The organism is Formosa sediminum, assembly GCF_007197735.1.
GTDB classification, from domain to species: domain Bacteria; phylum Bacteroidota; class Bacteroidia; order Flavobacteriales; family Flavobacteriaceae; genus Formosa; species Formosa sediminum.
The window spans coordinates 2,631,176-2,654,243 of the sequence record NZ_CP041637.1; the positions used below are offsets into that span (position 1 = coordinate 2,631,176).

A 23,068-nucleotide genomic window follows, 5' to 3' on the forward strand; every position below is an offset into this window, starting at 1 on the left:
TCTATTAGAATTAGATCTTTGAATAAAACTTAACTTATGAGTTAAGTAACTATCTGTCCAACATATAGAGGGACATCAAAATTTAAAGCCTCAAACGGAATAACCATTTATGAAGCTATTCAGGACGACGATTTATTAAAGAAAGTCGGTCAATTAAAAAAAGCGATGGAAAAATTTAAATCAAAAGCAGACGCGTTAGAAAAAGAATTGATTGCGTTAAAAGAAACTTTATAGGCTATTAATTTTACATAAATTTTAATTCACTTAGTGTTAGTTGTTAATTAATTGAAGTATTTATTTGGTTTTTGACAATAATTTAACATATAAAAGAGGTTAAAATCGTAGGTTTATAATTTACATCATAATAATTTTAGATTAAATGCATTTAAGTTTAAAATATAAAGAGATTAGAGAACAGTCTGTTGCGTTTTGTAGTCATTTACATATTGAAGATTATGCTATACAGGTGGTTCAATTTGCAAGTCCGCCCAAATGGCATTTAGCACACACCACTTGGTTTTTTGAAACCTTTATTTTAAAACCATACCTTAAAGATTATACAGTTTTTAACCCAGACTATAACTTTCTTTTTAATAGTTATTATAACAATGCTGGAGATAGAATTTTACAAGCCAATAGAGGGAATATGTCGCGGCCTACTACAGCCGAAATTTTAGAATATCGTACCTATGTCGATACTAAAATGCTGAATTTTTTAGAGCATCAAACCGATAAAACTATTATTGATTTGGTAATTCTTGGGTTAAATCATGAACAGCAACACCAAGAATTATTAGTGACAGACGTAAAATATATGTTTGGCCATAATCCTATATTTCCTGTCTATCATTCCGATTATAATTTGGTTAAAGACCATAATTCTACTACAGGAAGTATTCATGTAAAAGCAGGAATATACACTGTGGGATATCAAGGTAATGGCTTTTGTTATGATAATGAATTGGGAGTACACCAAGTATATTTAAACGATTTTGAAATTTTAAATACCCTTGTCACCAATGGCGACTATATAGATTTTATAGAATCTGGTGGATATACCGATTTTAATTTGTGGTTAGACGATGGTTGGTCTTGGGTTAATGCCAATAAAATAGCTGCTCCATTGTATTGGCATAACATCGATAAAGAATGGCATTATTACACTTTATCTGGACTTCAAAAAGTAGATCACGATGCCATATTAACTCATATTAACTATTACGAGGCTAATGCCTTCGCAGAGTGGAAAGATATGCGTTTACCTACCGAGTTTGAATGGGAAGTGGCTGCTCAACACTTTAGATGGGGAAAACGTTGGGAATGGACTAATAGTGCCTATTTACCTTATCCCAATTTTGTGAAAGAACATGGTGCATTAGGCGAGTATAACGGTAAGTTTATGAGTAATAAAATGGTGTTAAGAGGGGCTTCTGTTGCAACATCTAACCACCATAGTAGATCTACATATCGTAATTTTTTTAACCCTTCGGAAAGCTGGCAATTTACCGGATTAAGATTAGTAAAATAAATGATTGAATTAGTAAAACAAAGCAAAAGTCAAAAGGTAAATACAGCTGAAACATTATATAATGTGTTTAGTGAGGAAGTCAATTCTGGACTAGAACGTAATCCAAAATGTTTACCGTCTAAATATTTCTATGACCAAAAAGGAGATGCATTATTTGTAAAAATCATGAATCTTCCGGAGTACTATTTAACACGTAGTGAATTAGAAATTTTCCAACATAAAACCAATCAATTAATAAACGCTTTAGAATTACATCCTGAACGCTATTTTGAACTTGTAGAGTTGGGTGCCGGAGATGGATTAAAAACTAAAGAATTACTTAAAGTTTTGGAGCATCAAAATTATAAATTCGATTATCTTCCTATAGACATATCTTCAAATGCTTTAAATCTTTTAGAAGATAACTTAAAGCAAGAACTCCCGAAGGTGTCTGTTAAAACTAAGCAAGGCGATTATTTTAAGGTGCTTGATGCTTTAAAAGAGAGTAAACATCCTAAAATTATTTTGTTTTTGGGATCTAATATTGGAAACATGTCTGATAGCGCTGCTACTAAATTTATGACTAAGCTAAGTGCTAATCTAAACCCAGAAGACAAGCTGTTGTTAGGTGTAGATTTAATCAAATCAAAATCGGTTGTCTTACCTGCATATAACGATAGTCAGGGAGTAACAGCTGCATTTAATTTAAATTTGTTAGCGCGTATAAATGCAGAATTGGGAGCTGATTTTAATTTAAATCAGTTTAAACATAAACCAGAGTATGATGAGAATGAAGGAATCGCAAAAAGTTTTATAGAGAGTTGTGTAAATCAAATAGTAACTATAAAGGCCCTTGGTAAATCTTTCAAATTTTTAAAAGGAGAAAAAATACACACTGAAATTTCTAGAAAATATAATGATACACTTATTACGGAAATTATAGCCAATGCCAATTTTAGTTTAGATACCAAAATTTTAGATAGTAAGGCTTATTTTGCAGATTATATACTAACACGAAACGCATAATGACACATATAAAACTTGCTGTATTGGGGCTAGGAAGCCGAACTACAGCATATTATTTAAGTACATTAAATTTATTATATAATAATAAATTTGGTGCTTATGGTACGTGTCCATTATTTTTGTTAAATGTAGATTTTAATACTATAAATCCATTACTTCCCAATACATCTAAAGCATTATCTGCTATTGTTGGAGGTTATCTTAATTCACTAGATGCATTTGGAGCTCAGCATATTATAATTCCTAATATTACGCTTCATGAAACTGTAGATCAATTAAACGTGAATACCACTGTTTTACACCCTATACATTTAACAATTTCTAAAATAAAAGCACAACACTGTTCAACTATTGTCCTTTTTGCTTCTATGTATTCCATGCAATCAGATTATATTAGATCTCACTTTAGGGCGCATGGCATCGACGTTTTATTACCTTCAAAAACAAATATGGAATTTATTGATAAGGTTAGGACAACGGTATATAATGGAACAGAAACTCCAAATTTAATAGCTGCTTTTCATACCCTTTTAGATGATTATTCAAGAACTTATCCAGTGGTGTTAGGGTGTACAGAATTATCGGTATTAAATCTTAAAACTAATCCAAATCTTATAGATATGGCGCAATTGCAAATGGAAACTGCGGTTAATCACATGCCATAAACATACCCGAAGTCTCACATTTACCAGTATTTGTTAAAGATGTATCAATATGTTTAAAGGTATACTGTGCACCTTTGTAATTATTAAACCTGTATTTATGAAAATAGCAATCACATCTGCAAGCGGCAAGCTAGGTGCAGCCATTGTTCAAGCACTTGTAAAGGTAATAGGACAAGATCAGGTTGTAGCTATAGCACGAACACCTGAACACGCACAACATTTAGGAGTAAGAAGTTAGAGTAGGAGATTATAACAATCGCAAACAGTTTTATGCTGCATTACAAGGCATAGATCGTGTACTGCTAATTTCCGGAATGGATGCGCCCGAAAAACGAATTATTCAGCATAGATATGTTATTGAGGCAGCTAAGCAAAATAATGTAAATGAAATAGTTTATACCAGTATAGTAGGGGCAGAAAAAGGCAATGCATTTAGTCCTATTGTACAAACAAACAGACAAACAGAACAAGATATTATAAACTTCGGTTTAGAGTATGTGATTGGTAGAAATGGAATTTATATAGAGCCTGATTTGGAATATATAGATACGTATGTAAAAGACGGTGAAATTAGAAATTGTGCTGCAGAAGGTATATGCACCTATACAAGCAGAACAGAGTTAGGTTTTGCTTATACCAAAATGCTACTTGAAGATAAACACAATAGGAATATATATAATTTGGTAGGACATGGTATTACACAACATGAACTTACAGATTATATTAATCAAGTATATCAAACAGAACTGATATATAATTCTGTCTCAATTGAAGCTTATAAAGCTGATAGAATTGGAGAGTTAGGAGAATTTTTAGGAACTATTATTGCTGGTATTTATGAGGGTATTAAGAGTGGTGCAAACAAAGTGATTTCAGATTATGAAAAAGCGGCAGGTAGACCTCATAAATCTACATTAGAGCTTATTGAACATTTTTATAGCACAAATTACACTAATTAATTAAGATCTAAATATCGATTTATCAAATTTACCTGTTAAAAGTAATACAAATCCACTCCCAATTGCCATTGCAGATATTATTCCGGTAATACCATCTTCCAGTGGACTGAATTGAATTATTACACCTGCTAGAAATAGTATGGCTCCAATAATCCTTTCTTTAATTCATGATAATAATTATTTGATTTCTTTAGTTGTAACAATATAAGTATTTTAGTTTGAAAACGTTTTGTAATACGACTTAATTAATTGTTCTACAGGTTTGTTTTGTGGTGTAAATCTAGCATCGTGTTCTCCACCAGATTCATCATGGTTTATAAACCATTTCCAAACAAACCCACCAGCAAACCAGTCTTCTCCCCAAAAGGTTTCAAATAATGCTTTTGTACAATTAACTTGAGCTTCAAGATTTACTTGTGTCATCGCGCGGTCACTATTCCAAGGTGCTTTTCCGCTATAATCTACACTTCTATACCCAAACTCTGTAAAAATAACAGATTTGTTATGAGTTTTAGAAAATTCAGAAACTGTAGTTTTATAAGGTTTTAGTCCTTGCATGGCATCTTCAAAGCTAGGTGTTTTATTTGGGCTTACAGGGAAGTAGGCATTAATACCAATATAATCTAAACGGTCCCAAAATGGGGTGTTTTCATATTCATCCCAATTTGCAGCATACGTTAATTTACCAGAATACACTTTTTTTATTTCGAGAATTAAAGTGTTCCAAAATTTAGGTCTAGCGCTTATAAAACGTTCTAATTCTGTACCAATACAAAACATATCAACATTAGAGTCTTCTGCCAACTTCGCATATTCTAATATGAATTTAGAATATGACGTTTCTAAAGTTTTCCAATGCGCTTCAGAATTCATGGTTATATGACCTGTAAATTCACCATGTCTTACCCAAATTTGTGGTTTTAACATTATTTGCATGTGTTGTTTTTGCAAAGTTTCAATATAATGTTTTGCACCGGTTTTAGTTTTGCCAAACCATTGTCTTTCTGTATTATATTTAACATGAGGATGATTTAAATCTTGAATAAATCCAAAAGGCATTATCGCAGCATAGTTAGCATGAATATTAACTAATGGTTTTATATTGTTTTCATTTACAGTATCTCTAGAAGAAACAAAACTCACACCATTAATTTTTTGAGATTGATTTTGACAAGAAACTATACTAAAAAGGAATAAAAAAAATAGGCAGTTAATTAATTTCATAGTGTTTTTTATAAACTTACAATGTAGTATAAATCTTGCAACTATAATTCTAAAGTTTTGCTAAAGTTTGTGTTCTTTTCTTGGAAAATTAGCTGCGTGTTATTGTAACTTTTATTAAATGAAATGTTTATCGCGTTATATGTTTAACAAGGTTAGCATACATACTTCTTGTAAATGATCTAAGTAGCTATTGTTAAAAGTAGAATATTACAAACCTTACACTTGTTGTCCTAATTTAAATACTTTCTAAATAACATTAACCCTATAAGTTATTACCTTTAAATACGACCTAAGGTTTGATAATAATTTATTTATGGAACATATAGCCATTATTGGAAATGGAATTTCTGGTGTTACTCTAGCAAGACATATTAGAAAAAATTCCGACAACAAGATTACTATAATATCTGGAGAGACCGATTATTTTTTCTCTCGTACTGCACTCATGTATATATATATGGGACACATGAAGTTTGAGCACACCAAACCATATGAAGATTGGTTCTGGGAAAAAAACAGAATTGGGCTTAAAAGAGGAGTGGTTACACAGGTTAATACGCAAACGAAAACCCTTTATCTTTCTGATGGAGAAACTCTTACATACGATAAGCTTGTTGTCGCTACGGGAAGTAAACCTAATAAATTTGGATGGCCAGGTCAAGATTTAAAAGGTGTTATGGGAATGTATCACAAGCAAGATTTAGATAATTTAGAGACCTATGCACCGAATAACAAGGTTTGCAAACGTGCCGTTATTGTAGGGGGCGGATTAATAGGGATTGAGATGGCTGAAATGCTTAGCAGTCGTAGTATTCCAGTAACTTTTTTAGTTAGAGAACACAGTTTTTGGAATGGAGTTTTGCCAAGTGGTGAAAGTGAAATGATTAATCGTCATATTAAAAATCATCATATAGATTTGCGTTTAGCTACCAATTTAAAAGAAATCAAATCGGATGAAAAGGGGCAAGTAAAATCTGTAATTATAGAAGAAACAGGAGAAGAAATTCCGTGTCAGGTGGTAGGGCTAACAGCAGGAGTAACGCCAAACATAGAGTTTTTAAAAGATTCTGGTATAGCTTTAGGTCGAGGTGTAAAAGTCAATCGCTTTTTAGAAACCAATATTCCTGATGTTTATGCTATTGGTGATTGTGCAGAACAACATGAAGCTATTGGTAACAGGCGTCCAATAGAGGCGGTTTGGTATACAGGCCGTATGATGGGAGAAGTTTTAGCACAAACTATATGCGGAAATAGAATGGAATATAAACCTGGGCATTGGTTTAACTCTGCGAAATTTTTAGATATCGAATATCAAACTTATGGTTGGGTGTTTAGTGATAGAAATAAAACAGAGTATGAGCAACATTTTCATTGGAAACATTCAGACGATACTAAATGTATTACGGTAGCCTATAATAAAGATACCCATCAGTTTTTAGGAATTAATACGTTTGGCATACGTATGCGTCATGAAGTATTTGACCGTTGGCTTACCGAAAATAAAACTTTAGATTATGTGATGAAACATCTTCCGGAAGCTAACTTTGATCCCGAATTTTATTCAAAATTTGAAAACGAAATTTTACAAGCATATACTAACCAATTTCAGACTGTATAAATATGAGTAATAAAATAAATTATAGTATGTCATTGGCTAAACCCGATGCATTAGGTATAAACAATACCCAGAAAATAGCCCTTGCAATAGGTGTAATAGGATTGTTTATTATGGCATTAGCGCTTTTTAATACCGATTTTCCTAATAAACCTTTGTTTTTAACCCTATCGTTAGCTTCTATTATAGGAGGCGTTGTATTGTATTCAAGAGAAGCCTATTTGACTAAAACGGAAGGTATAAAAAATGATGGCGTATGGTTTAAATCTATTTCTTCTCGAGGGATTCTAGGTTGGATTCTTGGAGTTGTATTGACTACATTTTACATTGTTTTATATTTTTTTCCAGAGTATTTGGGATTGGGTACAAATGGCGAACCCAACACAGGTTTAATAGCGCTTTTTGATCCTTTAAATCAGTTATTAAGTGGTAGAAACGCCAGTCAATGGTTTGTATATGGTGTTTTATATACCGTTGCTATTTTAGCTTTTGGTTATAAATACATTTTAAAATACAGACATAATCGATATCAGCAACTACGTACAGGTTCGGTAATGTTTTTTCAATTGGGTTTTGCCTTTCTGATTCCCGAATTTATGTACGTTATGAATAACAAATTACCTTATTACGACCTTAAAAGTATATGGCCTCTTAACTATTATATTTTTGATGAGTGGTCTGTAAAAGGCTTTCTTTCGGCAGGAAATATCGGCTTAGCGTTATTAATTTTTGGACTATTATCCATTTTTGTAATCACTCCAATTTTAACTTATAAATACGGTAAAAGATGGTATTGTTCGTGGGTTTGTGGCTGTGGCGGTTTAGCAGAAACAGCAGGAGACCCTTTTAGACAATTATCGTCTAAAAAGATGTATGCTTGGAAAATAGAACGTTGGTTAATACATACTGTTTTAGTGTTTTCTGTAGTAATGACGGTGGCCATGGTGTATTCGTATTTAGGTTATGATAAAAATGATTTCTGGTTAACACGAGATGTGTTTATTTCTTTAGTAATAGGTTTGTTAACCGTAGTTTTTGTCGCAACACTGTACTTTAAGAAAGAAGAATTAGGTAAGGACGCTAAACTGGGAGCAATAGGCTATGCTGTTATTATTGCTTTGTTATTAATTATGCATTTTACAGGAACTACAGATCATTTGTTTTTTATAAAATCCGGGACATTACGATCTGCTTATGGGCTGTATATTGGTTCTATTTTTTCTGGTGTGATTGGTACAGGATTTTATCCTATTTTAGGAAACCGTTCGTGGTGTCGTTTTGGTTGCCCTATGGCCGCTATTTTAGGATTTCAACAACGTTTATTTTCTAAATTTAGAATTACAACTAATGGCGGACAATGTATTTCTTGTGGTAATTGCTCTAACAGTTGTGAGATGGGAATAGACGTGAGAGCGTATGCACAAAAAGGAGAGAATATTGTACGATCTAGCTGTGTTGGCTGTGGTGTATGTTCTGCTGTTTGCCCAAGAGGAGTTTTAAAATTAGAAAACGATACTATGAAAGGACGTATTAACCCCACAGAAGTCCTTTTAGGAAACGATGTAGATTTAATGGACTTATTAAATAATAAATAAATTTTACTAAAATTTGTTCAAAAAAGTGCTTTATATCAATAATTATAAAGCACTTTTTTTGTGTAGAATTGAGGCTCTAGGGTTAATCTACATTGGTTAAAGGTTCTCTCTCAATTTTTATAATATAGTGTAAAGGATGAAAACACATATCTTTAAAAATACTATAAAGCACTTTAGGAAGTAATCTAAAATTAACACCTCTAGATTTAAGTGCTAAATAAAAAGTAATTGAAAAGCTTACTATAAAGTTTACTAATCCAATAAGTAAAGCGCCTACCAATCCTAAGATTATAGTTTTTAAATTAAAATCAAAATTCATGATTGCGTATCCTAAATTAGCAGAACTAAAAGCAACGTGTCTAATATCAATTTCAAAAGGAGAAAAATGACTTAGTAAAAAAGAAGAACCAAGGAAAAATCCAAGACTAATATTTCCGAATAAAACGCCTGCTTTCTTTTCAAAAAATGTGGCTATTCTGTTACTATTAAATAAATTACTATTATTACGAATACGATGAGAGATTTTTGAGGCTATTACTTTATTGTCTACATAACCAGAAATTAATCCCGATAATGCCAAGAAAAATCCAGCAATACCAGCATATAAAACCAACTGCGGAGTTGGAACAACTTTTTTTATGAGATATTCTGGTTTTACAATCCCTGATAAATCAATATTAAATTTTTGTATTAAGTACATTATGCCGCATGCAAACAGTATGGCCATTATAAAATTTCCCATTATAGAAATAAACTGACTTCTAAATACTTTTCTAACAATAGTTGTAATACTTTTCATAGAATCGTATTTCAGGTTCCCTTCCTTATCAATGTTTTTCGCTATGGTTGTAGCCGTCATTGCGGGTTGTTTGGTTGCAATAATACCTCCTAATTCTTTTACAATAATAAAGCATAATGCGTAATTAATGCTAAAGAGCAAGGCATTGGTTAATTCTGGTAAATTATAAGATGTAATTATTAATTTAAATAAGGCAAATACTGCAATTATACTTCCTCCAAATAAAGATTTGTTGAAAAAATTCCAATAATCTTTTCCGTTCTCTGCAATATACTTTTGGCCTTTGCTTGAATTATGTTCAACAATTTCTATTGCAACTAAATCTGAATGTCTACTAATATAACGTCTTACACTGTCTTTATATTTAGAGTATTCAATAAAATCTATTAAAAGGTTTTTCCAATATTTTTCAGAGGTAATATTTAGTTTTAAGAATAATAATTCTTTAACTCGAGTTGTATACTCTAAAATTCTTCGAGTTGTTAGAGTGAAATGAAAACTAGTACCAATTTTATTTTTATTTTTTCTTAACTCAATAATAAGCCGTTCTATAGCTTTTAAAGTATTTATGAGTTCTAGTGTTTCTTCTCGCTCACAATTATATAAGTAATTTATTTTTTCTAATAGAATTGTAAAGGGTTCGACGTCTAATTCAAGATAATCAATCTTAGCTTTAATTTGATTATCTAATCCAAAAGCAACCACTTTAGCGCATAAAGCTTTTATACTTAAATCTAATTGTTTCGCGGTATGGCTGGTAGATATAGTTTTAAAATCTATTAAATCTAAAACATATGGAATGGGGTTCTCTTGTTTTAATAAAACATATTCTACCGTATTCGTATCAGGGATGTTAGGAAGCATTTTTTTAAATATCCGGCTAACAATACCAGAGCTAAAACCATATTCCTCCATAAGTGAATATTTAGTGAAGAAAGAATAAAAATTTAAGTGTTCTAAACGCATACATTTATTTTATTAATAGTAGTTTACTTTAAACGGTTCATATAAGTGTGAGTGTTTAGTTTTAAGCAAACTTTACTGCATACTAAAATAGATAATGCGTAGCATTAAAAAGTGCTGCAATACGTTAATATTTAACTCGTAATAACAAAATTTTAATCAAATTCTATTCCTTAGGTTTTAAGTTAATTAAAGATTAACAATGTTATCAAAACTTTATCAATTAAAATAAGCATAGGGGCAAATCTGTTTTTTTATACTTATTTATAAAATAATGTTTAGACTGGCTTAATTAGCTTTCAATTAAATAGTTTTCACTAGAACATATGATTAAAACAAGCACTTTTTTAGTAATCTTACTGTATTCAGTATTTTCATTTTCGCAACAAGATGCAACTCCACATAAAAGCCTTACATCTGATTCAATTTCAGTAGTTGTAGAACGTGGGCCGTATTTACAAAGCGGATCGCCAACTCGTGTAATTGTAAAATGGAGAACCAATACTTCTACACCATCTGTGGTTAATTATGGCACCTCTTTAAATAATTTAGATCAGGTTGTTACAGACTCAGAATTAAACACAGAACATGAAATTATTTTAACAGATCTCAACCCTAACACCAAATATTATTACAATATTGGTACAGATACAACGGTGTTGTCTCAAAGTCTTTCTGGAGATATGTATGTAACTACAGCACCTAAGGTAGGCACAGATCAGTTTGTGCGTGCTTGGATTTTAGGCGATCCAGGAACAGCTAACAACCATCAGCGTACGGTAAGAGATGCGTATTATAATTATGTTAATACACACAAGAAGCATACAGGTATTACAGATATGATGTTGTTTTTAGGTGATAATGCATACAATACTGGAACAGATGCAGAATACCAAACTGCATTTTTTGATGTGTATAACACTATGTTTAAAAAATCTGTTGCGTGGTCGTGTTTAGGAAATCATGATGGTTATTCGGCAGATTCAGATACACAATCGGGTCCGTATTTCGATATATTTTCCTTTCCTACACAAGGAGAATCTGGTGGTACAGCATCCGGAACAGAAGCATATTATTCTTTTGATTATGCAAATATTCATTTTATAATTTTAGACTCTCATCATTCTAATAGAGCAGTAGGTGCACCCATGTATTACTGGGCTTTAACCGATATACAAAATACCACGCAAGATTGGATTGTTACTTTATTTCATCATCCTGCATATTCTAAAGGATCTCACGATTCTGATTACGAAGATAGATTAATAGATATGAGGCAAAATTTTATGCCCATGCTAGAAGCTAATGGTGTAGACTTAATTTTAAATGGCCATAGTCATTCTTACGAGCGGTCTTATTTTTTAAATGGTCACCACGGATTTTCTAATACTTTTAATCCTGAAAACACGACTAAAGGAGGCCATACTGTTGGAGCAGCAGGACATGGAGACGGAAAAGCAGATGGTGATGGTGTATATCAAAAAACAGAAAATGAAACAGCAGGAGCTGTTTATATTACAACGGGATCTGCAGGGCAAGTCTCTGGTGGTGATTTAAATCACCAAGCCATGTTTGTATCTTTAAACGAGCTCGGTTCTTGTGTTATGGAAATTGTAGCAGATGGATATGGCGGACAACATCTTAATATTAAATTTTTAAGAGAAACTGGAGAAATAGACGATTATTTCAGTATTCATAAATCAGGAATTGATTTTGAGAAACAAAAATCTTCAAATATCTCTAAATCAAATCAAGATCAGATGAGTTCTCAATTAGTTCCAGTAAACGGTATACTTATAATTCCTATAGAGTCTTCAGAACGTCTTAAAAAAGTTAAGATATTTAATGATTTAGGAAAACAAGTTGCAAAGAGTAAGCAAGATAAAATTAATATTAACGATTTAGATTCTGGCATGTATATGGTTGAAATAAAAACAAATAAAACCACCTATTATAAATCGTTTACTGTAGACTAATATAAAATGCATTTTTAAAATTGAAAGAAACCTCAACACAAACACTACTGTTAACTGTTGAGGTTTTTTAGATTACTTACTATTTTAATAGAATTATAAATAAGGACGTTGCTTTTTTAAAATTCAGGCACCTCGTTTATTCTTACATAAGGATGCGTTTCTATTTTTTTTAAAGTATAATAACTGTTTAATCCAGAAATACCTACACTATGAGTTGTTTCTAAATCTATCTCTCTAGTGTTTAGTGCATGATCCGGGAGCTTTAAATATTCTATTTCCCCTATAACTAATGTTGTTCCATTAATTTTAATATCGATAGCTTCTTTAAAACGAAGTCCGATTTTAAAATGACTTTCCTTTACAAATGGAGCTTTAAACGAATCTATATACTCTTCGGTTAATTTGCATCTCTCAAATTCAGAAATATGTGATTCAAATTTAGCAGACGTATAATGTGCTTTTTTTATAAATTCTGGATGTACATGGTTTATGGTATATACCTCATTGTTTATAATATTACTCAGGGTGTGTCCTACATCTTTAGTTTGTGGCCTTGCAATAAAACCAATTAGAGCAGGGTTACTTCCTAGGTGTACTACAGAACTAAAGATCGCAAGATTAGTCTGTCCCGTACTGTTAACAGTACCAATAAGGTTTGCTGGTTTAATGCCTGTAACGGCATTAATAATTTTTAATCGCATAATACGATCAAGTTTAGCAATGTCTGTTTTAGTATAAATCATTAGCGTTTACTTATGCGGTTTCCTGATATTGCAGTTTGTCTAGAACATTTAAAACGTGTAATATCTGGATTTCTTTTTTTTAAATGTTTTTGGCTCACGCCACTATTTACGCGTTTACGCCAACGTTTAAAACTAGAAGGTTTTAATGTGTTACGCATAATTTTAATCACATCCTTTTCTCTCAAATTAAATTGAAATAATAGAGCTTCAAAAGGTGTACGGTCTTCCCAAGCCATTTCTATAATACGATCATGTTCTCGGGGTGTAAATTCTTTAAGTGTTGTTGGCATAGATGGTTTAAATTTTTTCCCAAATCTGGTCTGCATTTAAATAGAAACTACCAAGTGAGTCAAAATTGCACTGTTCAGGTGCAATTATGGATAAAAAGGTCTCTCCATTTTCTCGTTTATACAGGTGGTAGATTTCTCCTAATACGGGTTCAAAAGTAAATTTAGCATTAAAGATAAGTTGGTTGTACTCGAATTGTTGCATCATCTTTTCATATTCAGCTTTTAGTTCTAAATACTTTGATTTTACCTTATGATTTATTTTATTAATACTTCTATTTTTCCAAGGAGTATTATCTGTTGTCGTTATAGCAGGTGCACCAAGAGTACTGCCATAAGGCTTTATTGCAGCATCGTAAGATTTTGTTTCACTATTATACACAACATTATCTGGCTTTTTTTCTTCACTCATGTGTAAATTAAATAACTACAGTTTTTCTAGTTGTTTTAAAACTTCTTCAGCTTCATACATTTTTTGATCACTCATCTTTCTGTTAGTCGTAGATAACCGATGAGCCTCTTCTAAGAGTTTCTTATATTGAGATTCTAATTTCTCTTTTTCTGATTTCTTTTTAAATAATCCGAACATGTTTTTATCTTAAAAATTACTTATAAAGATACGTAATGTTTAAATTATTACTGTAAATACTAATCTATAGACTGTGTTCGGGTTAATAATTTTACCGATAGCGTTATTTTAAGGCTTTTGTAAGCATATTGTATTTAAAACAAACTAAAGCGGTAATATTTTATTTTCCATACCTTATATGTTTTCTCCTGATTAATATTACAAAAAGTAGAGTTTTTTAAGTCCATATCTAGAGTAAATATGTAGTTATGGTAAAAAAATTAGATGCAACTACAGAACCTTAAGAAGCCATTGAAACTTTAGTTGGTACAGAAAAAATAAATTATAATTAGCGGATTAAGGATATGATAACTATATTGTTATTATCTTTTGATGGTTTTATGAAAGACAAATTAAAAATTTCTACTTCAGAAAAATTAAAATTCATGAAAGTTGCATTGCAAAAAAACTCATGTATTTTAATATTACTTAGTTTTTTTTTATTCTTAGGGATTACAATAATAGGGTGCTCTTATGTGTATAATATTATTTTAATGGTGGCTTTTGGTGTATTTATTTTTGGCATGGCTTTATTTACAATGTTATACACTATGCCATCAAGCCTCAGGTATCATTATGAAAATGAAATAATAAAAAAATATGGAGCATTTACTACTGCAATTATAACTAAAAAAGAAGTTGAAGATTACTCTTACATAGATACAGAAACTAAAAATAAAGTTGAAGAGTATGTTAATACAATTACATACGAGTTCAATTATAATTCCGAGCATTATTTAGGTGATGCTGTTATTGACGATAAAACGCTTTACCATTCTCTTACGGTTGGATTAGAGATTCCTATTAAATATTTAAAGACCAATCCCAATCAATCTTCAGTTCGGATAAAAAAACTTAAAAAATCACTTCTAAAAAAAATAGCATAGGTTTAACCAATAGGCGAATTAGGAAATAAAGCCGATATGAATAAAATGGTGGATACCATTACAAATGCCGACCCAGAAACTTTTGATGGTGGTAAATTAAAGGAAGAATTATCGGTAAAGTTTATAAATAGTAAAATCAATTTTAAAGCGCTTTTTGCCGAGCTTTTAAAAGACGATAATACTACTTTTACCTTTATTGTTTCATTGTACAGCAGGTAAAGACAGAACCGGATTTTCGTCAGCTTTTATCTTACGTGCGTTAGGTGTAGATAAACAAACCGTTTTAGATGAGTATGCCCTTTCTAATTTTTACAGATACGAATATAACGAAGAAACGATAGAAAAAGCCGCAAAGTTTTATGGCTTAGACCAACGTATTTTAAGACCAATGATGAGTGTAAGACCAGAATGGTTAGAAAAAGGTTTCGATGAAATTGATAAGCAATACGGTAATTTTGATAATTATTTATTAGAACTAGGGGTAGACTCTACAGCTAAATCTAAATTAAGAATGAAGTTTTTACAATAGCTAAATCATACATATTACTTATAAAAAAACCTCTTTATTTTAAAGAGGTTTATTTTGTGTAAATCAGTAGCAATGTTTCCTTATTACGGTTATATCCTTATCTAATGTTATTTAAGTGTTATCAAGGTTACCAAAACTTTATCATAAAAAAGTGGAGTAGGGGAAACCTTTTTTTTGGGTACATATTTGTAAACGGTAATTCAGTTTAACTTAAAAAAGAGGTAAATACCCCTTAAAAATGCATTAAAGTAGTCGCAGATGAGTTCTAATTTAATTATAAAAAAAATCTTTTATAAAAGACATATATTGTTTGTAATCTGTTTTTTACTGTTCATCAGTTCAGCTTTTCCTCATGGAGATTTATCGGTGCGTATTGCTCAAAAATCAGCCGAGATACAAAAGCATCCAAACAATCCCAACTTATATTTTGAACGTGGTTTACTATATCAGCAGCACGTTGAGTACGAAAAGGCTTTAGACGATTATGTAAAATCTGAAGAATTAGGGAATACGACCAACGAACTGGTTTATAGAATGGCAGAACTTAATTATTTAACCCATAATTATAAAGCAGCGCTAAGCAAAATTAAAGTGTATTTAATTACAGATCCTATAGCTGTAAAAGCGAAAAAATTAGAAGCTCAAATTTACTATAAATTAAAGCGCTATCAAGATGCCTCACAAGCTTACGCAAATGTTATGAATACAATGTTGGATATTAGGCCGGAAGATGTTTTAGAATATTGTGAGATTATTCTTGCTCAAAATCCAGAACATTATAATAAAGCCATACAAATTATAGACACAGGTTTAATTCAATTAGGAGAAAATACATTATCCCTTCAGCTTAAAAAACTAGATTATTTAATGTCCTCTAATCAACACGAACAGACCATAAAACAATTTGATTATTTTATTCAGCAATACAGAAGGAAAGAGTTTTGGTATTATAAAAAAGCGCTCTATTTAGTGCATATTAATAAGGTTAAAGACGCCAATATTGCTTTAAAATTGGCTACTTTTTCTATAGCACAATTAGAACCCAAATTTAAGAACATGACTTCTATTATTGAATTACAAGCACAAATAAAAATATTAGAACACACGCTTAATACTTAAAACTAAGATTAGAAAAGTGCAGCAGAAGCAGATGATTTTTTTTGAAACTTGTAAAACTACAAGTTCTAATTTAGACTTTTAACAAGATAGTTTTACAACATATATCTTGGTTTAAGATATAATATTCGAGGGAAATGTAATATGAAAGATGCAAAAGAATTAAGACGCTGATAATAATTGTTTTAAGAGTTTATTGGTAAGGGGTTACATTAACTGTAAGGCATGCATATACAATAGAAATTTTATAAAAAATCATCCAGATTCTGCTGACAATCGATTAAATATTAACTTGAATGATTAAAAAATAACACAGCACGCTTACTAAAATTAAGAGTGGCTACTACATTACATATCAGTAGTTTATATTCAATAAATAAGTAAGGAAAATCAATTACATTAAATATGAAACAAATAAGTCTTGTTTTACTCTCCGTTTTGGTATGTTTTGGTATGCTGTCGGGACAAAAAAACACAGTAAGCTATCAAGCAAATACTGTGATTACAGAAGTGCAAGCGTGGTATGCACATAATTTTTACACCTTTCAAAACGAAGTAAATGGATTAGCACATTTAGCACAATCTGCAACATCTGTAACTGATGTGTCTAAACTAAAAATTCAGATTAAGAAAACACGATTAGCTTATAAGCAAATTGAATTTATATTTGATTATTACCAAACACCATATAACGGTACATATATTAATGGCGCACCATTACCTAAAATTAGCGAGTATTTTGAAGCCGATCAAGTTATTCAGCCTTGTGGCTTACAGGCTTTAGACGAAGCTGCTTATGGCGATCATTCTTTAGAACATTTAAATCATATAAAAGACTTGTCTCATAGACTTAAATTACGAGTAGATTTTATTGCCAACACACATTTACCCATACAAGTAAAGTCTAGTCAGCTTATTGAATGTATTCGGTCTGGCTTAGTACGTGTATTTACGTTAGGAATAACGGGTTATGATACACCAGGTTCTGTAAACGGAATAGAAGAAAGTTTACAAAGTATGAAAAGTATGGAACAGGCATTTTTATTTTTTGAAAATGGATTATATCCTGAAGCTAAATCGAAATTTAAGAGCATAAAGTTGAGGTTCAAAAGTGGACAAAACATGCTTCCTACTTCGGTTAATTTTGACGATTTTGATAGATTGAATTTTTTAATGGAAGTTGTAAATCCGTTATATGCCGAATTGTTAGCATTTCAAAATTTAAATCATATTACTTTAGAACCTTACAAAAAACACGCACAAAACTATCAAGCAAAGAATATTTTCGACATTGATTTTCTTAAAACTGATTTTTTTTCAGAATTGGTGTATTTACCCTTAGATAACCCTAAAACTATTGCTTTAGGTGCATTGCTTTTTAACGATACCACGCTATCAGGTACTAATATCATGTCTTGTGTTAGTTGCCATAATCCAGATAAAGCGTTTACAGATGGATTACCAAAAAGTAAATCTAATACCACTGGTGTTTTTACAGCAAGAAATGCTCCTACCATTTTAAATTCAGGGTATGCTACACGCTATTTTTTAGATATGAGGGCTTTTAATTTGGAAAAACAAGTGATACATGTAGTTAATAATACTTTAGAGTTTAATACCGATTTTGAAACTATAATAAAAAAAATAAATTCTAATCCAGACTATATCGCCTTATTTAACTCGGCTTATGGAGGTATAAGTAAAACGGCTGTAAATGAAAGGTCTATTAGTAATGCTTTAGCAGCGTATGTTAATTCTTTAAAATCTCAAAATAGTATATTTGATACCTATGTGAGGTATGAGACAGATACCTATCCGGAAGCTGCCAAACGTGGTTTTAATTTATTTATGGGTAAAGCAGCTTGTGGGAGCTGCCATTTTGCACCGATGTTTAACGGGACAATTCCGCCATTCTATTTAGATTCCGAATCGGAAGTTTTAGGGATTACTCAAGGATTAGATACTATTAACCCCATATTGGATACCGATTTAGGACGAATGGTAAATGGATTACCTGGTGAGAAACACCCATTTTATAAACACTCATTTAAAACAGTTACGCTTAGAAATATTAATTTAACAGCACCTTATATGCATAATGGTTCTTTTGAAACGTTAGAAGATGTATTAGAATTTTATAATCTTGGAGGTGGAGCAGGGATGGGTCTAGATGTAGATAATCAGACATTACCTGAAACACCACTAAATTTAACAAAACAAGAGATTAAAGACCTAATTGCTTTTATGGAAACACTTACAGATATTAAGGATTATGTAGATTAAATGGTGTTAATTTTAATTTATAAAAAGATAAATACAACAGTGGAATATGTCTATTACTGTTTTTAAAATGTGGTTTGTATTTGGTATTTAGGATTATTTAAATCCTTTTTTCTTAACACCAAATCTGTATTGTAAACCAGTTAATATAAACCGTTGCTCGTCAGACAAACTATATTCACCTCTTAACATCCAATTTTTATTAATTTGCAAATTAAATCCCATTTGAAAAGTTACAGTTTGGGCAAGTTCTTTTCTGATCTCGTAATCTACTCGTGTAGAAAATAAACCACTTTCATTTACTTTTTCTTCTATAGTTGTTAAGGCTTGATTTTGTGCTTGTAATCTTATTTTTTCTGCAGCACTAGTTTCTGGTGCATTTATTATCTCTTCATTACTTGCTATTTTTGCATCTACAGCTTCATTAAAAGTGGCATCTAATTCAGGAAAAACTTCATCTAAACCAATGGCTCCTGTATTGCCTTTAGCGCCAACAAAATTTCTGTACATGGCACCCGCATAAGGCGCAATAAATAAATCTGAGTTTCTTTTAGAAAGGCCAAAACGATATCCAGCTCTTGCCGATAATGTAGCATAGCCTACTTGGTTTTCTAATAACTCTGTATTGGTACGAGAATAGTTAAAATCTGTACTTAAAAAATAATTATTCCACCCAAATACTAAAGTTGTTCCTATACCATACGTTGTTGCATCAAACTCGACTTCTGAAGAAAATGCTGGTAATTGTAAAATAACTTCACCAGTAGCGTCTGTCCATGTAGGCTGAAGAGCAACTTGCGTACCTCCGGTAACTCTGGAAAAAAGAGTATAAACATTTAAAAATGGTAAAATCCAAGCATCTGCTCTAAGATTAACACCGTTAGTTGTTGCACTAACTTGAGTAAAGTTTAAGGTTTCAACATTTAAAACATCAGAAAAATCTTTGCCATTAACTTCCAATCCAAATTCTGTAATTTCTAAATCCATAAACACATTTACATAGTTTAGATTTACTCCAAAAGGCAGTTGTAATTGGTCGGCCATTCCTCTGTCAGCAACTTCTTGTCCCCAAATAGGTAATACATATGGGTATGCAATTGAATCTTTTTCTTGTGAATAAGTAGAGGATATACAAAATAAGGCGAAAAAAAAGAGCGAAATTGATTTCATATGTATTAAAATGGTTGGTTTATTTATGATTAATTTAGGGGTGTAATTTATATAACCTTTTGATACAAAACAAATGGACTATTATAAATCTATAGTCTTAGAGTGTATGGTTAAATTTTAATTACAGTTCATTCTTTAATATAAAAAAACGACCAATTTCCATAACTTGGTAAATTGGTCGCTTGAGTTATAATTGGTGAACGGTTACAATACTAATTTTCCATTAATTCGTACCCTTGATTTATACCTTTTTCTATTGCAGGTACTCCGCGTTCCATCCACATTGGTTTAGCAGCACCTTTTAAATAATAATCAAAAAATTGAGCTAACCTGATGTTAAAATCCTTACGATTTTGAAATTGTAATGGCCAGTGGGGTTCTCCGTTATAATTTAGTAACCAAGAGGGTTTTCCTAAACGGCGTAATCCAACAAAAAATTCTATACCTTGGTACCATGGTACGTGTCCATCTGCATCGTTATGCATTATTAATACTGGAGTATTAACTTTATCTAAGTAAAAGATAGGCGAGTTTTCAATATAACGCATAGGATATTCCCAAGGAGTTCCGCCAATTCTACTTTGTGTGTGTTCGTATTGAAACTGTCTGCTTAATCCTGTTCCCCAACGAATACCTCCATAAGCACTAATCATATTAGGCACTGGAGCTCCAGATTCTACAGCTTTAAATAAATCGGTTTTAGTGACTAAATACGCAATTTGGTAGCCTCCCCAGCTATGACCTTGAAGTCCAATATTATCTTGATCTACAAATCCCTTTGCAATCAGTGAAGCAACTCCAGGCATTAAGCAATTATATGCACTTTCTCCTGGATAGCCATCTTTATATTCAATATCTGGATTAAAAATTAGATACCCTCTGCTGGCATAAAAACTGTAGTTTATAGTAGAGCGCCCATAAGCAGGTGCTTTATGGCGAAACAATCCATCTGAACTTTTTTCATAGAAGTTCACAATCATCGGGTATTTTTTATTTGGATCGAAATTTTCAGGTTTAACCAGCATTCCTGTTAGTGGTTTCCCGTCTAAAGATGTCCAATTAACAAGTTCTACAGTCCCCCAATTATAGTCTTTTTGTTGTGGGTTTGCATCACTTATTTGGATGTCTTTTTTAAAACTTAAATTAGAATATCTAAGATTAGGAAACTCTGTAAACGATTCTTTAGTGAAAATTACATCTGTGTTGTTTAAAGCTTTTATAGGTTTAGAATACCTATAAGGCCCATCTACAAGCTGTTCTCCTTTTTTACGTTTAGCGTTGTAAGCATAATACCCCGAATGTTTAGTATCTTCATTAAAAGTAGTAAATAACCATAGAGAACTTGTGTCTAGGAAACGTGCTTCATCATCTAATTCTACATATCTGTATTGAGTTTTAGAAGCTCTTCCATTAGTGAGTTTAGTCATGGTTCCAGAATCAGGATTAATAGACCATACATCGTACCTATCGTACACTAATAAGGCGGCATCATTTTCTGTCCATCCTGCAACACCGTAAGATCTTGGGTAATTTGGAGTGTCGTTTAATTCGTTATAAAAGACTTTGCCTTTAGTTAAGTTTAATTCTTTTCCTGTATTTATATTATAGCTTACCCAAGTACTATCTATTAAATCGTAACCATACACGTATTTAGCATTTGGACTTAAACGCATACCTCCTGCGATATTGGTCATAATTTTTTTAGTTTCGCCTGTGTTTACATTTACAAGCGCATAATCTGAAGCTCGTAAAGCGGTCCATTGACGCGCTAATTCGTAAGGTTCTGGATTACTTACTAAAGCCACATTAGCATTACCTTCATCACCAATGTTTGCATTTGGATATTTAGTAGAACCTAACTGTACAATTGCATTTGTGTCTAGATGTAAAACAGTTTGAAAAGATTGTTTGCGATCTCTTTTTACATTGTTTTCCTGTACTGTATATAATCTAGGTTCATTATAAGTCCAAACTTCAACGTTTACAATTTCTTCATCAATTAAAGTAGTGTCTTTTAAAATTGAAGGTGTTGCTAAACCAAAATAGAGTTTAGATTCATTTTTAGAAAAACTCAATCTGCCGTCAGACGAAACACGGTAGCCTTTAGGTGCAGAAGTATTATTAATAATTTCTTGGGCAGTCGCATCTCCAGATTTCCAAACATATAATGCATTAGGACGTTCTTGTACTTTAGTAGAATCTAAATCTGCTATAAAACCTAATTTTTCCCCAGTATCACTAAAGTGTAGTTGATAATATTTAGCCTGATCATGGCTCGAGAAAACTTGAGTGGTTTGGTTATTTTCTAGATTTATAACATAAGCTCCAGCAGCAGTTGTATTGGTCTCTCCTGTAGTTGTATATCCAAAACGTTTGCCTTCTTTAGCAAAAGTAAAGTTGGTAACATATTTTATAGTATCTTCTTTTTGTGTAATTAAGTTTCTAAGCACTAAGTGATAGCCATTATCTTTATCTACTTTTTTAGGACCTTTTTTCTTTTTCCCTTTAGCTATAGTGTCTTTTACTTTGTCTTTAGAAAGTGAATCTTTACTTTTCTTTTTATCTTGTTTTACATCTTCTAAAACATAGGCCACATAACCAGACCATTTTTCTGGTACTTTATAAGATTTTACATTGGCTATTTTTGCAATGTCTTTAGATGCTAAATTATAGATGGCTAGCGTGTCTTTTGGTAAATCTTTTTTCTTAACTTTTTTCCGTTTTAATTCTGTAATACTGTCTTTCCATGCATTTACAGTAAAGAGAGCATATTTAGAATCGTTCGTAAATATGCCATTTTTAGCTCTATCATGTTCAAAAATAAGTTTGCCTTTAGCATCTTTAATTTTTAAGAATAGATCTTTTTCGCCTTGGTTAAGTGTGTACATCACAAAATCTCCATTAGGGGAAATGGTTTCGTCGTCTATAGTTCTCCAAAGACCAATATCAGATTGTTCAAGGGCTTTTTTTTGTGCGTAACTAAATAAGCTACAACAGACTAATAGTGTAGTAAAAATTATTTTCATTAAATAGGGGTTTGAATTAAGTTTCTAAATATAATATAAAAGAAAAGAATACTCAATAATACAGTTATATCCG

21 protein-coding genes are annotated in these 23,068 nt (G+C 31.6%); 13 read left to right on the forward strand and 8 right to left on the reverse strand.

The window, feature by feature from the left end; all coding sequences use genetic code 11:
* Window positions 1-379: 379 nt before the first annotated feature.
* The 5 genes from egtB to FNB79_RS11370 all read left to right on the forward strand — a co-directional run bounded on the left by egtB (window position 380) and on the right by FNB79_RS11370 (window position 4,157).
* Window positions 380-1,528 carry an ergothioneine biosynthesis protein EgtB gene (gene egtB / locus FNB79_RS11355; RefSeq protein WP_143381420.1) on the forward strand — a complete coding sequence of 383 codons (1,149 nt, stop codon included), beginning with the start codon at window positions 380-382 and terminating at the stop codon, window positions 1,526-1,528.
* A complete protein-coding gene (locus FNB79_RS11360) occupies window positions 1,529-2,533 on the forward strand; it encodes an L-histidine N(alpha)-methyltransferase (RefSeq protein WP_143381421.1) in 1,005 nt (334 codons plus the stop codon).
* Window positions 2,533-3,198 carry an aspartate/glutamate racemase family protein gene (locus FNB79_RS11365; RefSeq protein WP_143381422.1) on the forward strand — a complete coding sequence of 222 codons (666 nt, stop codon included), beginning with the start codon at window positions 2,533-2,535 and terminating at the stop codon, window positions 3,196-3,198. The genes FNB79_RS11360 and FNB79_RS11365 overlap by 1 nt, the downstream gene beginning before the upstream one ends.
* 97 nt (window positions 3,199-3,295) lie before the next feature.
* Window positions 3,296-3,436, forward strand: coding sequence for a hypothetical protein (locus FNB79_RS17380; protein WP_246073267.1), 141 nt, complete (start codon window positions 3,296-3,298; stop codon window positions 3,434-3,436).
* 49 nt (window positions 3,437-3,485) lie between these two features.
* Window positions 3,486-4,157: a Rossmann-fold NAD(P)-binding domain-containing protein gene (locus tag FNB79_RS11370; RefSeq protein WP_246073367.1), complete on the forward strand. Its 672-nt coding sequence runs from the start codon at window positions 3,486-3,488 to the stop codon at window positions 4,155-4,157.
* Between the two features lie 213 nt (window positions 4,158-4,370).
* Here FNB79_RS11370 and FNB79_RS11375 read toward each other — a convergent pair whose 3' ends face one another.
* Window positions 4,371-5,381: a glycoside hydrolase family 113 gene (locus FNB79_RS11375; protein WP_143381423.1), complete on the reverse strand. Its 1,011-nt coding sequence runs from the start codon at window positions 5,379-5,381 to the stop codon at window positions 4,371-4,373.
* Window positions 5,382-5,694: 313 nt separating this feature from the next.
* Between FNB79_RS11375 and FNB79_RS11380 the strand changes: the two genes are divergently transcribed.
* Together FNB79_RS11380 and FNB79_RS11385 are read left to right on the forward strand one after the other, a co-directional pair.
* Complete coding sequence (locus tag FNB79_RS11380) at window positions 5,695-6,999, forward strand: NAD(P)/FAD-dependent oxidoreductase (protein WP_143381424.1); 1,305 nt, start codon at window positions 5,695-5,697, stop codon at window positions 6,997-6,999.
* 2 nt (window positions 7,000-7,001) lie between these two features.
* Window positions 7,002-8,591, forward strand: a complete 1,590-nt coding sequence (locus FNB79_RS11385) for a 4Fe-4S binding protein (RefSeq protein WP_143381425.1) — start codon at window positions 7,002-7,004, stop codon at window positions 8,589-8,591.
* 82 nt (window positions 8,592-8,673) lie between these two features.
* On the opposite strand, the gene FNB79_RS11390 is transcribed toward FNB79_RS11385, so the two are convergent.
* On the reverse strand, window positions 8,674-10,356 hold the full coding sequence (locus FNB79_RS11390; protein WP_143381426.1) for a hypothetical protein: 1,683 nt from the start codon (window positions 10,354-10,356) through the stop codon (window positions 8,674-8,676).
* A gap of 323 nt (window positions 10,357-10,679) precedes the next feature.
* On the opposite strand from FNB79_RS11390, the gene FNB79_RS11395 reads away from it, so the two are divergent.
* A complete protein-coding gene (locus FNB79_RS11395) occupies window positions 10,680-12,329 on the forward strand; it encodes a metallophosphoesterase (RefSeq protein ID WP_143381427.1) in 1,650 nt (549 codons plus the stop codon).
* A 116-nt stretch (window positions 12,330-12,445) separates the two neighbouring features.
* Here the strand turns inward: FNB79_RS11395 and FNB79_RS11400 are convergent, their stop codons facing one another.
* From FNB79_RS11400 to FNB79_RS11415, 4 genes are read right to left on the reverse strand one after another with little or no spacing between them, the layout of a single operon-like run.
* Entirely contained in the window at window positions 12,446-13,072 is a 627-nt protein-coding gene (locus FNB79_RS11400; protein WP_143381428.1) for a flavin reductase family protein, read from the reverse strand.
* Window positions 13,072-13,362, reverse strand: a complete 291-nt coding sequence (locus FNB79_RS11405; RefSeq protein WP_143381429.1) for a TIGR03643 family protein — start codon at window positions 13,360-13,362, stop codon at window positions 13,072-13,074. The genes FNB79_RS11400 and FNB79_RS11405 overlap by 1 nt, the downstream gene beginning before the upstream one ends.
* 7 nt (window positions 13,363-13,369) lie before the next feature.
* Window positions 13,370-13,771 (reverse strand): DUF2452 domain-containing protein, encoded by a 402-nt coding sequence (locus FNB79_RS11410; RefSeq protein ID WP_143381430.1) that lies wholly within the window; start codon window positions 13,769-13,771, stop codon window positions 13,370-13,372.
* A gap of 15 nt (window positions 13,772-13,786) precedes the next feature.
* Entirely contained in the window at window positions 13,787-13,948 is a 162-nt protein-coding gene (locus tag FNB79_RS11415) for a Lacal_2735 family protein (RefSeq protein WP_143381431.1), read from the reverse strand.
* Window positions 13,949-14,292: 344 nt separating this feature from the next.
* Here FNB79_RS11415 and FNB79_RS11420 point away from each other — a divergent pair, with 344 nt between their 5' ends.
* From FNB79_RS11420 to FNB79_RS11440, 5 genes are all read left to right on the forward strand, one after another.
* A complete protein-coding gene (locus FNB79_RS11420) occupies window positions 14,293-14,874 on the forward strand; it encodes a hypothetical protein (RefSeq protein ID WP_143381432.1) in 582 nt (193 codons plus the stop codon).
* 36 nt (window positions 14,875-14,910) lie between these two features.
* Window positions 14,911-15,093 (forward strand): hypothetical protein, encoded by a 183-nt coding sequence (locus tag FNB79_RS11425; protein WP_143381433.1) that lies wholly within the window; start codon window positions 14,911-14,913, stop codon window positions 15,091-15,093.
* Window positions 15,071-15,403 (forward strand): tyrosine-protein phosphatase, encoded by a 333-nt coding sequence (locus FNB79_RS11430; protein WP_185967765.1) that lies wholly within the window; start codon window positions 15,071-15,073, stop codon window positions 15,401-15,403. Before FNB79_RS11425 ends, FNB79_RS11430 begins: the two co-directional genes overlap by 23 nt.
* A gap of 258 nt (window positions 15,404-15,661) precedes the next feature.
* Entirely contained in the window at window positions 15,662-16,522 is an 861-nt protein-coding gene (locus FNB79_RS11435) for a tetratricopeptide repeat protein (protein ID WP_143381435.1), read from the forward strand.
* A 402-nt stretch (window positions 16,523-16,924) separates the two neighbouring features.
* Complete coding sequence (locus FNB79_RS11440; protein WP_143381436.1) at window positions 16,925-18,802, forward strand: cytochrome-c peroxidase; 1,878 nt, start codon at window positions 16,925-16,927, stop codon at window positions 18,800-18,802.
* Window positions 18,803-18,895: 93 nt separating this feature from the next.
* Here the strand turns inward: FNB79_RS11440 and FNB79_RS11445 are convergent, their stop codons facing one another.
* Window positions 18,896-19,969: a hypothetical protein gene (locus FNB79_RS11445; RefSeq protein WP_143381437.1), complete on the reverse strand. Its 1,074-nt coding sequence runs from the start codon at window positions 19,967-19,969 to the stop codon at window positions 18,896-18,898.
* 212 nt (window positions 19,970-20,181) lie between these two features.
* Complete coding sequence (locus FNB79_RS11450; protein WP_143381438.1) at window positions 20,182-22,995, reverse strand: alpha/beta hydrolase family protein; 2,814 nt, start codon at window positions 22,993-22,995, stop codon at window positions 20,182-20,184.
* Window positions 22,996-23,068 lie beyond the last annotated feature (73 nt).

Excerpts from the sequence above, each read along its gene's own strand:
- FNB79_RS11415 (WP_143381431.1), bottom strand. The coding sequence starts at position 13,948 with ATGTTCGGATTATTTAAAAAGAAATCAGAAAAAGAGAAATTAGAATCT.
- FNB79_RS11450 (WP_143381438.1), bottom strand. The coding sequence starts at position 22,995 with ATGAAAATAATTTTTACTACACTATTAGTCTGTTGTAGCTTATTTAGT.
- egtB (WP_143381420.1), top strand. The coding sequence starts at position 380 with ATGCATTTAAGTTTAAAATATAAAGAGATTAGAGAACAGTCTGTTGCG.
- FNB79_RS11420 (WP_143381432.1), top strand. The coding sequence starts at position 14,293 with ATGATAACTATATTGTTATTATCTTTTGATGGTTTTATGAAAGACAAA.
- FNB79_RS11360 (WP_143381421.1), top strand. The coding sequence starts at position 1,529 with ATGATTGAATTAGTAAAACAAAGCAAAAGTCAAAAGGTAAATACAGCT.
- FNB79_RS11435 (WP_143381435.1), top strand. The coding sequence starts at position 15,662 with ATGAGTTCTAATTTAATTATAAAAAAAATCTTTTATAAAAGACATATA.
- FNB79_RS11445 (WP_143381437.1), bottom strand. The coding sequence starts at position 19,969 with ATGAAATCAATTTCGCTCTTTTTTTTCGCCTTATTTTGTATATCCTCT.
- FNB79_RS17380 (WP_246073267.1), top strand. The coding sequence starts at position 3,296 with ATGAAAATAGCAATCACATCTGCAAGCGGCAAGCTAGGTGCAGCCATT.
- FNB79_RS11375 (WP_143381423.1), bottom strand. The coding sequence starts at position 5,381 with ATGAAATTAATTAACTGCCTATTTTTTTTATTCCTTTTTAGTATAGTT.
- FNB79_RS11400 (WP_143381428.1), bottom strand. The coding sequence starts at position 13,072 with ATGATTTATACTAAAACAGACATTGCTAAACTTGATCGTATTATGCGA.
- FNB79_RS11405 (WP_143381429.1), bottom strand. The coding sequence starts at position 13,362 with ATGCCAACAACACTTAAAGAATTTACACCCCGAGAACATGATCGTATT.
- FNB79_RS11425 (WP_143381433.1), top strand. The coding sequence starts at position 14,911 with ATGAATAAAATGGTGGATACCATTACAAATGCCGACCCAGAAACTTTT.
- FNB79_RS11440 (WP_143381436.1), top strand. The coding sequence starts at position 16,925 with ATGAAACAAATAAGTCTTGTTTTACTCTCCGTTTTGGTATGTTTTGGT.
- FNB79_RS11380 (WP_143381424.1), top strand. The coding sequence starts at position 5,695 with ATGGAACATATAGCCATTATTGGAAATGGAATTTCTGGTGTTACTCTA.
- FNB79_RS11410 (WP_143381430.1), bottom strand. The coding sequence starts at position 13,771 with ATGAGTGAAGAAAAAAAGCCAGATAATGTTGTGTATAATAGTGAAACA.
- FNB79_RS11385 (WP_143381425.1), top strand. The coding sequence starts at position 7,002 with ATGAGTAATAAAATAAATTATAGTATGTCATTGGCTAAACCCGATGCA.
- FNB79_RS11390 (WP_143381426.1), bottom strand. The coding sequence starts at position 10,356 with ATGCGTTTAGAACACTTAAATTTTTATTCTTTCTTCACTAAATATTCA.
- FNB79_RS11365 (WP_143381422.1), top strand. The coding sequence starts at position 2,533 with ATGACACATATAAAACTTGCTGTATTGGGGCTAGGAAGCCGAACTACA.
- FNB79_RS11395 (WP_143381427.1), top strand. The coding sequence starts at position 10,680 with ATGATTAAAACAAGCACTTTTTTAGTAATCTTACTGTATTCAGTATTT.